Consider the following 13,205-nt stretch of genomic DNA (forward strand, 5'->3'; position numbering starts at 1 on the left):
GTAGGCCACACCCGATAGACTGCAACCCTCGAACTTGGGGAGACAGCCGTGCAGGAGCGAACGCGGGGGATGCTGGAAATGGTGGCGGCGATGGTGATCTCGGGCACCATCGGCTGGCTGGTGGTGGTGTCGGGGCGGCCCGTCACGCAGGTGGTGTTCTGGCGCTGCGCATTCGGCGCGCTGGTGCTGATCCCGGTGTGCCTGGCGCGCGGCTACCTGCGGCCGGGCCAGATCACGGGGCGGCAGGCGCTGCTGGCCGTGGCGGGCGGGGTGGCCATCGTCGCCAACTGGCTGCTGCTGTTTTCGGCCTACGCGGGCGCGTCGATCTCGATCGCCACGGCCGTCTACAACACCCAGCCGTTCATGCTGGTGGCGCTCGGGGCGCTGTGCCTGGGCGAGCGCATCACCGGCGCCAAGGTGGCGTGGCTGGTGCTGGCTTTCGGCGGCATGCTGCTGATCGTGCAGGCCCGGCCCGGTGGCGGCGCGGCGCACGGCAGCTACCTGGGCGGCATCGCGCTGGCGCTGGGCGCGGCGTTCTGCTATGCGCTGGCCGCGCTGATCGCCAAGCAGCTACGCGGCGTGCCGCCGCACCTGATCGCGCTGATCCACGTGCTGGTGGGCAGCGTCCTGCTGCTGCCGCTGGCGCTGCGCGCGGACCTGCCGGCCGGCGCGCTGCCGTGGGCCACGCTGGCCACCATGGGCGTGGTGCACACGGGGCTGATGTACATCCTGCTGTATGGCGCCATCCAGAAACTGCCCACCCACCTGACAGGGGCGTTGTCGTTCATTTATCCTATCGTGGCCATTCTGGTGGACCGGCTCGCATTCGGGCATCAGCTACACCTGTCGCAAGTGGGCGGTGCCGCGCTGATCCTGCTGGCCGCCGCCGGCATGACGCTGGGATGGCCGTGGCGCGGCCTGCTGCCGTGGGGGGCGCGCAAACCCTCCGCCTGAACGCGCGCCGGGCCCTCCCCCCAACATCAATCCCATCGCAAGGAGGCACCGGATATGCAGGACACGCAGGGGATGTCCCGGGACCGGCTGGACCGGATCGGACGCTTCATCGACGAGACCTACGTCGCGCCGGGCAAGCTGCCGGGCGCGCTGGTGCAGGTGTGGCGGCGCGGCGGGCTGGCGCTCAACGCGGTGCTGGGCCAGGCGGACCGCGAACGGCAGGTGCCGCTGGCCGACGATGCGATCTTCCGCATCTATTCGATGACCAAGCCGATCACGTCGGTGGCCATCATGATGCTGGTGGAGGAGTGCCGGATCGCGCTGGACGATCCGGTCAGCAAGTACATTCCCGCCTGGGAAAACCTGGGTGTGTTCGCCGGCGGCTTCATGGAGGGCTTTCAGACCCGCCCGCCGGCCCGGCCCATGCTGGTGGTGGACCTGCTGCGCCATACCTCGGGCCTGACCTACGGCTTCCAGCAGAACAGCAACGTCGACGCGGCCTACCGCAAGCTCAAGATCGGCGAACTGGCCACCGTAGGCACGCTGGACGACATGATCGCCAAGCTGGCCACGCTGCCGCTGGAGTTCTCGCCGGGCGAGGCGTGGAACTACTCGGTGTCCACCGACGTGCTGGGCTACCTGGTCGGCAAGATCAGCGGCATGCCGTTCGACGCGTTCCTGCGCCAGCGCATCCTGGACCCGCTCGGCATGGTCGATACCGGCTTTCACGTGCCGGCGCACAAGGCCAGCCGCTTCTGCGCCTGCTACGCCGTGGGCACGCTGGGTTCCAAGGTCATCACGCCGCGCGGGCCGATGCTGCAGGACGATCCGCAGACCAGCCCGTACCTGAAGCCGCCCGCGTTCCTGTCCGGCGGCGGCGGGCTGGTGTCGACAGCGGCCGACTACATGCGCTTTGCGCGGATGCTGCTGAACGGCGGCGAACTGGACGGCGTGCGGCTGCTGTCGCCCAAGACGCTGGCGCTGATGACCGCCAACCACCTGCCCGGCGGCGCGGACATCCCGCGGCTGTCGCGCTCGATGTTCAGCGAGGCCACCTACGACGGCGTGGGCTTCGGGCTGGGCTTCGCGACGACCATCGCGCCGGCCAGCACGCTGATCCCGGGCAGCGCGGGCGACATGTTCTGGGGCGGCGCGGCCAGTACGTTCTTCTGGGTCGATCCGCAGGAAGACCTGATCGGGCTGTTCCTGACGCAGTTGCTGCCGTCGTCGGCCTATCCGGTGCGGCGCCAGTTGCGCACGCTGGTCTACAGCGCGATCACCGACGCCGGCCCGGCCCGCTGATGGCCCACACCCGCCGGCCGGACGGCTGGCGGGAATCCCCGCCCCAACGCGGGTAGAATCCGCCCAACTGCCACACCGATACGTATCCACCATGCGCCTGAAGACCCTGCTACCCGTGCTTGTGATCGCCATCGCGAGTCCGATGGCGCATGCCAGCGTGGCGTCCGATGCACACGCGTTCAAGGAAGGCGTCAAGGAGGCCGGCAAGAAGACCGGCCACGCGGTGGCCGACGTGGCGCGCACGATCGGCCATGGCGCCAAGGAAGCCGGCCGCACCATCGGCCACGGCGCGCGCGACGCCGGCCATGCGGTGGCCGATACCACCAAGCGCGGCTATCAGGCGACCAAGCAGGCCATCAAGGGCGACGACTGACCGCCGGATCGCGCGCCATGGCCGCACCTGCGTACAATGCCCGGCTCAACCAATTGGGAAGCTGTCCGTGAAGAAAACCGACCTGGAAAAGAACAAGGGCCTGAAGATCAATAACCATCTCAAGCAGGCCGGCGCCAACCGGGCAGGCTCGCTGCCGAAATCGCCGCGCCAGCAGGGCGCCGGCAAGAACGGCCTGCTTGGCAAGCTGCTGGGCAAGACCGTGCCGCCCGCCAAGACCGACGAATGATGCAGCAGGGGCTTGCGCTTTGCGAAAGCTCTCTATAGAATTCGCGCCTTCGCTAGGCTCGTAGCTCAGCTGGTTAGAGCACCACCTTGACATGGTGGGGGTCGTTGGTTCGAGTCCAATCGAGCCTACCAACGCACAATGCAGAACGGACGGTCGCCCTTGCAGGCGCCGTCCGTTTTTGCTTTTCCGACCGCAAGGAACGCTTCTCCATGATCCAGCCGCAACCGGTCTTCAAGGACAACCTCGCCCAACTGCCGGCCATCGACGGCATCACCCGCATCGAACTGGCCGACGCCAGCGGCGCCGTGGTGGCCAGCATCGACAACGTGCCGGGCAAGCAGGGTTCGGTGGCCGTGTACCACTACCTGCAGCAGGCATTCGGCACGCTAGACGCCCGCGCGGCCGAACATGGCCTGGCAGTCTTTGCCGAGCATACGGCCGACGCCCGCAACCGCCCCGGCGCGCATCCGAACGTCGACCGCCTGCTGGCCATCGTGGCCGGCGGCCCCGCGCTGCAGGTACGCATCGTCCGCGTCTGACGCCAGCCCCCCTATAAAGCAAGACGGCCACGCCGGGTCATCCCGCCGTGGCCGTCTTGCCTTCTGCCGTTGTGCCTGTGCGCCCTGGGGCGCCGGATCAGTGCGCGGCGGCTTCGCCCGCGCCGATGCCGGTTTCCGAACGCAGTTCCTGTGCCTCGAAGCCGGCCTTGTCGATCAGCGCGCGGCGCGACCGGTCGGTGACCGAGAACAGCCAGATGCCGACGAAGCCGATGGTCATCGAGAACAGCGCCGGCGACGTGTACGGGAACGGCGCGCTCTTGAAGTGGAACACGTCCACCCAGACCGCCTGCGACAGCACGGTCAGCACCACGGCCGACAGCAGGCCCAGGAAGCCGCCGATCATCGCGCCGCGCGTGGTGCAGCCCTTCCACAGCACCGACAGGAACAGCACCGGGAAGTTGGCCGACGCCGCAACTGCGAACGCCAGCGACACCATGAACGCGATGTTCTGCTTCTCGAACACGATGCCCAGCACCACGGCGACCATGCCCAGCACGACGGTCGTGATCTTCGACACCCGCAGTTCCATCGCGCTCGACGCCTGGCCGTGCTTGAACACGGTCTGGTACAGGTCGTGCGACACCGCCGACGCACCCGCCAGCGTCAGCCCGGCCACCACGGCCAGGATGGTCGCGAACGCCACGGCCGAGATGAAGCCCAGGAACACATTGCCGCCCACGGCGCTGGCCAGGTGTACGGCCGCCATGTTCACGCCGCCCAGCAGCTTGCCGCTGCCGTCCTGGAAGCTGGCGTTGGTGCCGACCAGCACGATGGCGCCAAAGCCGATGATGAACGTGAGGATGTAGAAGTACCCGATCCACGTGGTGGCCCAGAACACCGACTTGCGTGCCTCCTTGGCGTTGGGCACCGTGAAGAAGCGCATCAGGATGTGCGGCAGGCCGGCCGTGCCGAACATCAGCGCGATGCCGAACGAGATGGCCGAGATCGGGTCCTTGATGAAGTTGCCCGGGCTCATGATCGAGTCCTTCTTGGCGTGCACCTCCACGGCCTTGGCGAACAGCGCCTCGGGGCTGAAGTGGAACTGCGCCAGCACCATGAACGCCATGAACGACGCGCCGCCCAGCAGCAGGCACGCCTTGATGATCTGCACCCACGTGGTGGCCGTCATGCCGCCGAACAGCACGTAGATCATCATCAGCGCGCCGACGATGACCACGGCCACCCAGTATTCCAGCCCGAACAGCAGCTTGATCAACTGGCCCGCGCCCACCATCTGCGCGATCAGGTAGAACGCCACCACCACCAGCGTGCCCGACGCCGCGAACGCGCGAATCGGCGCCTGGCGGAAGCGGTACGCGGCCACGTCGGCAAACGTGAAGCGGCCCAGGTTGCGCAGGCGCTCGGCCATCAGGAACGTGATGATCGGCCAGCCCACCAGGAAGCCGATCGAATAGATCAGCCCGTCATAGCCGCTGGTGTAGACGGCCGCCGAGATGCCGAGGAACGACGCGGCCGACATGAAGTCGCCGGCAATGGCCAGCCCGTTCTGGAAGCCCGTGATGCCGCCGCCGGTGTAGAACGTGGCCGCCGAGCGCGTCTTCTTGGCCGCCCACTTGGTGATGAACAGCGTGCCGATCACGAACACCATGAACATGCCGATGGCCGTCCAGTTGGTGGCCTGCTTGACGGCCTGCCCCAGGTCGCCGCCGGCCGCGCAGGCGGCGCCTGCCGACAGCAGCGCCGCGCCGGCCGCCGCGATGACGGATGCGTGCCGGGCGCTCATGCCACCTCCTGCTTGATGCGGTCGGTCAGGTCGTCGTAGACCCGGTTGGCGTGGCGCACGTAGAGGCCCGTGATGACGACCGTGAAGAGAATCACGAACAGCCCGATCGGCATGCCCCACGTCATCACGCCCTGCCCCACGCGCGTGGCCAGCAGTTCCTTGTCGAACGCAATCAGCAGCACGTAGCCGTAGTACACCACCAGCATCACCGCCGTCAGCAGCCATCCCAGCCGGCCGCGCCGGCGCACCAGCTCGCGATAGTGGCGGCTGGCCTTCAGTTTCTCGATCAAATCGTCTTGCATCCTGTCTCCTGCATTCCTTGTCGATGCGCCACGCGCGTGCCCGCGCCCGGCATGGCTACAAGGTAATGCGCGCCGCTTACCCGGTTCTTACACGGGCGCCGCGCGGGAGACGGGGTAAACCACAACCGGTGCCGGCAGCGGGGCCGGCACCGGCGGCACGACGTGCCTGTGCTCAACGCATCTTGCCGAGGATGCCCTTCATGTCATCCTCGGAGAACGCGCGCAGCGTTTGCGTGTGCACGTTGCCCTGGGCGGCGATGCTGAGCCCGAAGGCCGTGACGGCCGTATCGTCCTGCGCCTCCAGCGTCAGGACCACGTCGTATTTGCCGAGCGTCCAGAACACGTCGTTCACCTTCACGCCGAACTGCGGCGCCATTTCGCGCACGGCCGCCGCGCGTTTGGTGGTGTCCTTGACGCTGCGTATGCCCTGGTCTGTAAAGCTTGCGAGCACGATGTACCGGTTCATGGCGAACCTCCGACAGGTAGAAGATCGGCGCCGCCCCTGGGGAAGGGACGGTGGCTCATGGCTTCTGAGCGCGGCCGGAGGGCGCTGGCGCGCGCCGAACCTGGCATGCAAGAGCGATGGCGCGCACATGGCGTGGCGGCTCGCCCGGGAGCGTGGGCAAACCCCGCATCACGCAATATGCACGCCACGGGCGGCGGCAAGCCGTTTGCGGGCAGGCACCGGGCCGGGCCACGGGCGGGGTTGCCGTGAAGGTTGCAGCGGTGAAACGTGGGGCTAGTTGCGCGCCGGGCCGGGACACGCCTTGAGCCCGATCCAGACCACGCCGATCACGATGTTGACGGGCACGGCCAGCGCGCCCGGCACGTAGAAGAAGGCCGACAGCACCGGTGCGCGCATCAGCGTCTCCACGGCGCCGCCGATGCCGTACAGCAGCAGCCCGCACCAGAGCCAGCGGCGCATATAGGTCAGCAGCCAGTGGGCGCGCGCCTGGTTGAAGCGCCACGCGGCGGCGCGCGCCACGATGTCGCCCCGGCTGACGTCCTTGAACAGCCAGTCGAAGAAGAAATAGCGGTACAGCAGCGTACGGAAGGCAAGTTCCTGCATGGCGGTTCCCAGTCGCGCACAGACCATGCCCGCGGCGCGGTGCACGCCGGGACTTCAATCACTGTAGGTGCTCGGCAAGCGGCACGGAACCCTTTCCCGCCGAAGGTGCCGCGCAAGCCGCTCCGGTCAGCGGGTGCCGCAGTGGCGGGCCATGAAGCCGAGCAAGGCGTCTGGGAACAAGCGCGTAGTGGCGGCTGACGCGCGGTGCAACGCCACGCGCCGCACAGCCTCTGTGCAGCGCGGGCACAGGCGCGATCAGGCGCCGTCGAGGAAGCGGTTGCGCTGGCCCAGGCGCGTGCCGAGCGCATCGGGCGGCAGGCTCATCGCGGCGGGGTCCACCACGGCGGCCGGCGCGGGCGGCGGGGCCATCGACACGGCGCCCGGTGCGGGCGGTACGCCACGCTGCACGGATTCCATCGAGCCCTGCGCATAGGGGCTGGCGGCGGCGGGCGCGGCCGGGGCGGCATAGCCTGCGGCGGGCGCGGCCTGCACCGGCTGGGCGGTCACGGACGACGGGGCGGCTGACGGGGCGGGCATCGGCTGGGCCTGCTGGACGGGGGCCATCTGCTGGGCAAGCAGCGGGTACGACGCGACCAGCGCGCCGGCCATCAACAGGGATTTCGCCAGATGTTGCTTCATTCGATTACCTCCTGAAAAAGCCCGGAAAACTCGGGAACGGCCACTGTAGCGGCCTCGCGCCTGACAATCTGTTCCGTTTTGCAACTGTCATTTACGAGGCTTGCCGCCGACATGCATCCACGTTATTTACGCGCGCGGGCCCTCCCGGCCGCCGCTGCGCGGGCGTGTGGATGCCGGCACGGCGCGCGGGGCGCGTGCCGTGCCCAGGGCCGTCGCGGCGTCAGGGCCGCTTGACGGTCACGCGCAGGAACGTGGCCGGGATCGACGTGGCGTCGGCCTTGCCGCTCTGGTTCTGCGCCGCGAACAGCGTCTCCAGTTCGCGTTGCAGGTCGGCCCGCTTGCCGCTGGCCTCGGCCGCCGCAAAGGCGTTCATGGTGGGGCCGTAGTAGTCGCGGAAGATCGCCAGGAAGTCGGACGGCGCGCCGTCGTAGCGGAACACGTAGGTCTCGCGGGTGAACTCGATGTTCTCGGGCGGCACGCCGGCCGCGCCGAAGCGCTCGGTCACGGCGGCCTCGTTGCCCCAGAGCATCGGGCTCACGAAGCCTTCCGGCGGCGGTGGCGAATACGCCATGCTGGTCTTCAGCACCTGGGCCACGAGCGTGGGGTCGTTCGGGATCCAGTTGCCCATGACGATGCGCCCGCCGGGCCGCGTCACGCGCACCATCTCCCTGGCCACGTCGCCGGGCTTCGGGGCGAACATCGCGCCGAACATGCTGACCACCAGGTCGAACGACTGGTCCGGCAGGCCGGTTAGCGCGCAGGCGTCGCCCTCCTGAAAGCGCACGTTCGCCAGCCCCGCCTCCTGCGCGCGGCGGTTGCCGGCCGCGACGAGATTGCTGGCGATGTCGACCCCCAGCACGTCGGCCCCGCGCCGGGCCTCGGGCAAGGCGGTGGTGCCGTCACCGCAGCCCAGGTCCAGCACCTTCATGCCCGGCGTGATGCCCAGGCTTTCCACGAACTGGTCGCCGCTTTCGCGCATGGTCGCCGCCAGCCGCGTGAAGTCGCCCTTCTCCCACAGCGCCTTGTTCGGATTCGGATTGGCATTCATCTGCTGCCCCCTTCGATCTTGTCGAGTCTTGTTGACTGGTCTCGCGCGCCAGCCGCGCGCGCCACGGCCCCCGGGTTCTCGTTTTGTAGATCATGGGCGGGTCAATGCAAAGGCGCCGATGACGGCGCGGGCATGGCGGAATCAGACGGACACCGACACGCGGGATAGAAGCGCGGCGCGTAGCCGGCAAGGCGCGCTGTTGCCTAGACTCGAATCTTGTACTGGCGAGGCCCCGGGCCACGTCCGGGTACACCTCGTCGCACCGCGTGGCGCTGCCCTCTCCGAGTGGCGCCTGCGATGCATTCCGCGATTCGATATGGAGCCAACAACATGAAATATCCGTTCATCGTCGCTCTCTGCGCGGCCACTCTGACTGGCTGCGCCATGTCCCCCTACACGCCTCCCCCGACGCAGGCGACGCGCCCCATCGGCGAGAGCAAGCTGGCCCCGAAGGCCGCCGCGCAGTGTATCGGCCAGAAGTGGGCCGATGCGACGCGCCAGCAGGTGTTCATGCAGTACATGCTGGCCAACGACCAGGCATTCGACGTGTACGTGCCGGGCCAGCAGCCGCCGAACGGTGCGGCGGCCGTGGTGCGCAAGTCGACCAGCGGCCCCGGCTCGTGGCTGGGCTACCGTGGCCAGGACAACGGCGAGGCTGCCGCCATCAGCCAGTGCCAGTAAGCCGCTAGCGGCATCCCGCGCAAGGCGGCTCCCCGCTCAGTGGGGACGCCTTGCGAGCACTTCTTCGCGCGGGCCGGCGTCGACGACCCGGCCGGCCTCCACCACGACAAGGGTATCGAAGCGCGCCAGCAGGCTCGGCCTGTGCACCGAAGCGACGATGCAGGCCGTCGGAAACGCGGCGAACATGCGGTCGAAGACCCGGCCCTCGGCCTGCGGATCGAGCGCACTGGTGGGTTCGTCCAGCAACAGCAGCGAACTGCCGCGCGCCGCCAGCGCGCCGCGTGCCAGCGCCAGCCGCTGGCGCTGCCCGCCCGACAGGTTGGCGCCGCGCTCGCTGAGCGGGCTGTCGAGCCCGTCGGGCAGCCGTTGCAGCACCTCGTCGAACACTCCCGTATGCACCGCCGCGTCCAGCGCGGCCCGCTCGGCCGGCTCGCCGAACGTCAGGTTCTCGGCCACGCTGGCCTCGAAGACTTCCGCCTCCTGCGGGATCAGCGTCGCCAGCGTGCGCAGTTCGCTCCAGTCCACCAGGTGGCCATCGCGCGCCAGCTCGCCTTGCTGCGGCCGATAGAGGCCGGCCAGCGCGCGCAGCAGCGTGCTCTTGCCGCCACCGCTGGGGCCGACCAGCGCAATGCGCGCGCCGCGCTGCAGCAGCAGGTCCACGCCGTGCAGGCCGCCGCGTGCGTCGTCGGCGTAGCGCCACGTGGCGCCGCGCAGCGCCAGCGTCCGCCAAGGGGCGTCGGGCACCACGGCCGGCACCGGGGCGTCCGGATCGCCGGGGGCGGCCCAGATTGGCTCGGCGCTGCCGAAGTCGGTATGCATCCGCGCGAAGCTCTGGAAGTTCGACGCCATCGCGCCCACCACGGTGGCCGCCTGCTGCGCGTACTGGTAGATCATGAACACCGTGCCCAGCAGCACGGCCTGCCCCGGCTCGCGCGCCTGCAGCACGTACACCACCACCAGGATCCACGTCAGCCCCATGCCCAGCAGGTCCACGGTGAACCACTTGCCCTCGTTGACCATCACGGCCCGGCGCAGCGGCGCCATCACGGCCTGCATGCGGCGGTCCAGCAGCTTGCGCGACGCCGCCTGCAGCCGCAGGCCGATGACGGTGCCGGCGTTGCCGACGAAGTCCAGCAGCGCGGCCGCGTAGCGGCGTTCGGCGTCGTTCTCGGCGCGCGCGAGCTGCATCAGCGTGCGGTCGAACCGCAGGATGATCAGCGCGATCACCACGTAGCCGGTGACCGCGATCACGCCGCTGGTGCGAGACAGCAGCGCCAGCGCCACGATGGGCCCCACGAAGTTGAACGCGCTCTGCAGGTAGCCGAACTGGTTCTGGGCGAAGTCCGACAGCGCGCGGCTCGACTGCACCACGCGGTGCTGCAATTCGCCCGAGTGCCGCCCGTCGCGCCACGCCAGCGGCGACGCCGCGATGCGCGCGTAGAGCTGGTCCGCCAGCCGCTCGCGCACCTGCACGCCGACGTTGCGCTCCAGCACGCGGCCCGGGCCGTGCAGCAGCCATGACAGCAGGTAGATGCCGATCAGGTAGACGATCCAGCGGCCGGCCACGTCCATGTTGCCCTGCTGCAGCGCGTTGATGGCCTGCGCGGCCAGCCACGGCATGGTCAGCCTCAGCAACTGGGCGCCCGACAGCAGGCCCGCCGCGCCGAGCATGTGGCCACGCACCCCGGCGGCATGGCGCCAGAGCGCGCGGTACAGGTCGCGCGCGGCGCTGCCAAGGCCGATGGCGGGAGGACGTGCGGGAGAAGCCGGAGAAGACGGGGAAGTCTGGGAGCTGCGCGGGGGAGATTGCGGAAGGGATTCTGGCGCCGTCATGCGGTCATCGCTCCTGTGCCGGGGGGGCGCGACGACGCCATGCGGGCGCCGGCGCCGGCCAAAGGCGCCATTGTGCCAAACCCCCGCGCCAGCCGTGCGGGGCTAGCGGCCCAGCGAGCCCTGCAGGTTCAGCAGGTTCTGCGGCTTCACGCGGATCAGGCCGCCGCGCGGGCTGTCGATATCGGCAATCAGCGCCAGCGACACCGCCACCGTCAGCGGCAGGATCAGCAGCAGGCCCAGTTGCGGCCGTGCGTTGCGGGCCCCGTAGCCCTGCATCAGGCTGCTGAAGAACGCGATGCCGACCATCAGCCCCCACGCCGCCACGGGAATCCGGTTCAGCCAGGCCGCTTCCGTGTAGCCCTGGGAGTTGATCACGTCGTTCATGCCGGACACGGTCAGCGCCGTGATCGGCGTGGGCGTCTTCAGTCCGGCATCGCGCACCACGGCCCACATCTCGTCCTGGGTTCGCGCGGTGGCGGCCGCGATCTGGCGCAGCGCGTCGTCGTCGCGCGTCTGGTAGTACTCGATGCGCTGGGCCAGGTAGCTGGCCAGCAGCGTCCGCGCCCGCTCGGCGGCCTGCGCGTCCAGGAACTGCGCGCGCAGGTATTCGGTGCCGATGGCGTTGGCCTCTTCCTCTTCCAGGTTCTTGCGCTGGTCGTAGCGGCCCACCGCCATCGACAGCGTGAAGCCGATCAGCAGCGCCAGCAGCGTCAGCGTGGCCCCCTGGATGATGTTGAAGTCGTCGCGGCTGTCGGCCGGAATGGGCCGGAAGCGGCGCAGCAGCAGCGACCCGATCGCCACGGCAATCGCCAGGACGACCAGCAGCACGACGAACAGGATGGCCGGATGCCGCAAGAGCTGACCCATGATGCTCCGATCGTTGGACGCGGGCCGGCCCCGTTGCCGGCCCGTTTGTCGACGCCCCTATTCTAGGGACGCGCCGGCGGTGCGCCGTAGTGAACCTTTGCGGAGCCGATCTGAAATCTTTCGAAGAACGGCCGACGGACCGGCGCGCCGGGCGACGATACGGTTCGCATCGGCTGACCACGGAGCGGCACATGCCGGCCCGCCTGGGCGGCGAGGAATTCGCCGTGTTGCTGCCGCGCGCCACCGGCCAGCAGGCGGCGGGCGTGGCCGAGCAACTGCGCGGCATCGTGGAAGCGCTGGCCTGCGAGCCGGCCGACGACGCGGCGGCGCGCGGCACCATCCGCTTCACGGCGTCGTTCGGCGTGGCCGAGGCCGCCGCGCCAGGCGCCGCAACCCTGGACGCGCTGCTGATGCTGGCCGACGAGCGGCTCTACGCGGCCAAGTCGGGCGGACGCAACCGCGTGGTGGCCGGCTGAAAGGTCCGCAAACCGTTGCCCCTGGCCGCTTTCCGGGCCGTGACATGCCCCGACATAATTGCCGAATGGCGCCCGGCCCGACCGCCCCCTACAGTTGGCTCACCGACGCCGCGACTGCCAAGCCAGGCGTCCCCCGCCAACCTCGAAAGGGACGATCATGCGACTTCATCTTCTCACCCTCTACGCCACCGGATTCATCGTGGCGGCTTCTCTGGTCGAAGCGTACTGCCTGGCCCGCAAGGCCCGCCGGCAAGGCCGCGGCTATCCCTGGCACGAGATGGGGCTGTCGCTGGTCGACATGATCGGCCGCAAGCTGATGGCGCTGCTGCCGCTGTCGCTGGCCACGCCGATCTTTGCCTACGCCTGGCAGCACCGGCTGTTCACCGTGGAGATCAACAGCGTGCTGGCCGTGCTGCTGCTCTTCATCGGCCAGGAGTTCTGCTACTACTGGTACCACCGCGCGTCGCACCGCATCCGCTTCTTCTGGGCCACGCACGCGGTGCACCACTCGCCCAACGAGCTGACGCTGGGCACGGCCTACCGGCTGGGGTGGACCGGCAAGCTCACGGGCACCGCCATCTTCTTCGCCCCGCTGGTGTTCCTGGGCGTGCGCCCGGAGGTGGTGCTGGCCACGCTGAGCCTGAACCTGCTGTACCAGTTCTGGCTGCACACCACGTGGATTCCCAGGCTGGGCTGGCTGGAATACGTGTTCAACACGCCGTCGGCCCACCGCGTGCACCATGCGTCGAACGTCGACTATCTCGATGCCAACTACGGCGGCGTGCTGATCGTCTTCGACCGGCTGTTCGGCACCTACGTGGCCGAGCGCGACGACGAACCGTGCCGCTTCGGGCTGGTCCACCCCACCACCACGCACAACCCGCTGGTCAACCAGTTCGAGCACTGGATCAGCCTGGGCAAGGACATGCTGCAGGCCAGACGCCTGGCGGACGCCGCCGGCTACCTGGTGATGCCGCCGGGCTGGGCGCCGGACGGCCAGGGCACGACGACCGAGGCGCTGCGCCGGCAGCAGGCGGTGGCGCGGGAGGGGGTGGCCGTGGCGCCCTGAGCAACGGCGACGACAAGAAAAACGGGCAGCCTGGGCTGCCC

Annotated in this window: 16 protein-coding genes and 1 tRNA gene; 9 read left to right on the plus strand and 8 right to left on the minus strand. The window is 69.2% G+C overall.

Annotated features, from left to right (window positions below):
* Positions 1-48: 48 nt before the first annotated feature.
* The 6 genes from EPAKOI_RS21925 (at position 49) to EPAKOI_RS21950 (ending at position 3,415) form a co-directional block, all read left to right on the plus strand.
* On the plus strand, positions 49-954 hold the full coding sequence (locus EPAKOI_RS21925) for a DMT family transporter (RefSeq protein WP_216643996.1): 906 nt from the start codon (positions 49-51) through the stop codon (positions 952-954).
* Positions 955-1,008: 54 nt separating this feature from the next.
* Positions 1,009-2,256: a serine hydrolase domain-containing protein gene (locus tag EPAKOI_RS21930; RefSeq protein WP_423193667.1), complete on the plus strand. Its 1,248-nt coding sequence runs from the start codon at positions 1,009-1,011 to the stop codon at positions 2,254-2,256.
* A gap of 91 nt (positions 2,257-2,347) precedes the next feature.
* The gene (locus EPAKOI_RS21935; protein WP_313838372.1) at positions 2,348-2,629 is read left to right on the plus strand and encodes a hypothetical protein; all 282 of its coding nucleotides are present in this window, start codon (positions 2,348-2,350) and stop codon (positions 2,627-2,629) included.
* Between the two features lie 67 nt (positions 2,630-2,696).
* Positions 2,697-2,876, plus strand: coding sequence for a hypothetical protein (locus EPAKOI_RS21940; RefSeq protein WP_313838374.1), 180 nt, complete (start codon positions 2,697-2,699; stop codon positions 2,874-2,876).
* Between the two features lie 54 nt (positions 2,877-2,930).
* Positions 2,931-3,007, plus strand: a tRNA-Val gene (locus EPAKOI_RS21945).
* 78 nt (positions 3,008-3,085) lie between these two features.
* Entirely contained in the window at positions 3,086-3,415 is a 330-nt protein-coding gene (locus tag EPAKOI_RS21950) for a DUF2322 family protein (protein WP_423193668.1), read from the plus strand.
* A 97-nt stretch (positions 3,416-3,512) separates the two neighbouring features.
* Here EPAKOI_RS21950 and EPAKOI_RS21955 read toward each other — a convergent pair whose 3' ends face one another.
* The 6 genes from EPAKOI_RS21955 to EPAKOI_RS21980 form a co-directional block, all read right to left on the minus strand.
* The gene (locus tag EPAKOI_RS21955; protein ID WP_124686198.1) at positions 3,513-5,180 is read right to left on the minus strand and encodes a cation acetate symporter; all 1,668 of its coding nucleotides are present in this window, start codon (positions 5,178-5,180) and stop codon (positions 3,513-3,515) included.
* A complete protein-coding gene (locus tag EPAKOI_RS21960; protein WP_124686197.1) occupies positions 5,177-5,482 on the minus strand; it encodes a DUF485 domain-containing protein in 306 nt (101 codons plus the stop codon). The genes EPAKOI_RS21955 and EPAKOI_RS21960 overlap by 4 nt, the downstream gene beginning before the upstream one ends.
* Positions 5,483-5,654: 172 nt before the next feature.
* Positions 5,655-5,948 carry a GYD domain-containing protein gene (locus EPAKOI_RS21965; RefSeq protein ID WP_124686196.1) on the minus strand — a complete coding sequence of 98 codons (294 nt, stop codon included), beginning with the start codon at positions 5,946-5,948 and terminating at the stop codon, positions 5,655-5,657.
* A 273-nt stretch (positions 5,949-6,221) separates the two neighbouring features.
* Positions 6,222-6,551 (minus strand): hypothetical protein, encoded by a 330-nt coding sequence (locus EPAKOI_RS21970; protein ID WP_313838380.1) that lies wholly within the window; start codon positions 6,549-6,551, stop codon positions 6,222-6,224.
* A 255-nt stretch (positions 6,552-6,806) separates the two neighbouring features.
* The gene (locus tag EPAKOI_RS21975; RefSeq protein ID WP_124686194.1) at positions 6,807-7,190 is read right to left on the minus strand and encodes a hypothetical protein; all 384 of its coding nucleotides are present in this window, start codon (positions 7,188-7,190) and stop codon (positions 6,807-6,809) included.
* Between the two features lie 220 nt (positions 7,191-7,410).
* A complete protein-coding gene (locus EPAKOI_RS21980; protein ID WP_423193669.1) occupies positions 7,411-8,238 on the minus strand; it encodes a class I SAM-dependent methyltransferase in 828 nt (275 codons plus the stop codon).
* 330 nt (positions 8,239-8,568) lie between these two features.
* On the opposite strand from EPAKOI_RS21980, the gene EPAKOI_RS21985 reads away from it, so the two are divergent.
* Positions 8,569-8,919, plus strand: coding sequence for a hypothetical protein (locus tag EPAKOI_RS21985; RefSeq protein ID WP_313838386.1), 351 nt, complete (start codon positions 8,569-8,571; stop codon positions 8,917-8,919).
* Positions 8,920-8,955: 36 nt separating this feature from the next.
* Here EPAKOI_RS21985 and EPAKOI_RS21990 read toward each other — a convergent pair whose 3' ends face one another.
* Positions 8,956-10,752 (minus strand): ABC transporter ATP-binding protein, encoded by a 1,797-nt coding sequence (locus tag EPAKOI_RS21990; protein WP_423193670.1) that lies wholly within the window; start codon positions 10,750-10,752, stop codon positions 8,956-8,958.
* A gap of 102 nt (positions 10,753-10,854) precedes the next feature.
* Positions 10,855-11,619 carry a hypothetical protein gene (locus EPAKOI_RS21995; RefSeq protein ID WP_313838390.1) on the minus strand — a complete coding sequence of 255 codons (765 nt, stop codon included), beginning with the start codon at positions 11,617-11,619 and terminating at the stop codon, positions 10,855-10,857.
* 191 nt (positions 11,620-11,810) lie between these two features.
* On the opposite strand from EPAKOI_RS21995, the gene EPAKOI_RS22000 reads away from it, so the two are divergent.
* Positions 11,811-12,095, plus strand: a complete 285-nt coding sequence (locus EPAKOI_RS22000; protein WP_423193671.1) for a diguanylate cyclase — start codon at positions 11,811-11,813, stop codon at positions 12,093-12,095.
* Positions 12,096-12,252: 157 nt separating this feature from the next.
* On the plus strand, positions 12,253-13,164 hold the full coding sequence (locus EPAKOI_RS22005) for a sterol desaturase family protein (RefSeq protein ID WP_423193672.1): 912 nt from the start codon (positions 12,253-12,255) through the stop codon (positions 13,162-13,164).
* Positions 13,165-13,205 lie beyond the last annotated feature (41 nt).

Origin of the sequence: Cupriavidus sp. H18C2, from assembly GCF_049393795.1 — a bacterium.
Classification (GTDB): Bacteria; Pseudomonadota; Gammaproteobacteria; order Burkholderiales; family Burkholderiaceae; genus Cupriavidus; species Cupriavidus pauculus_C.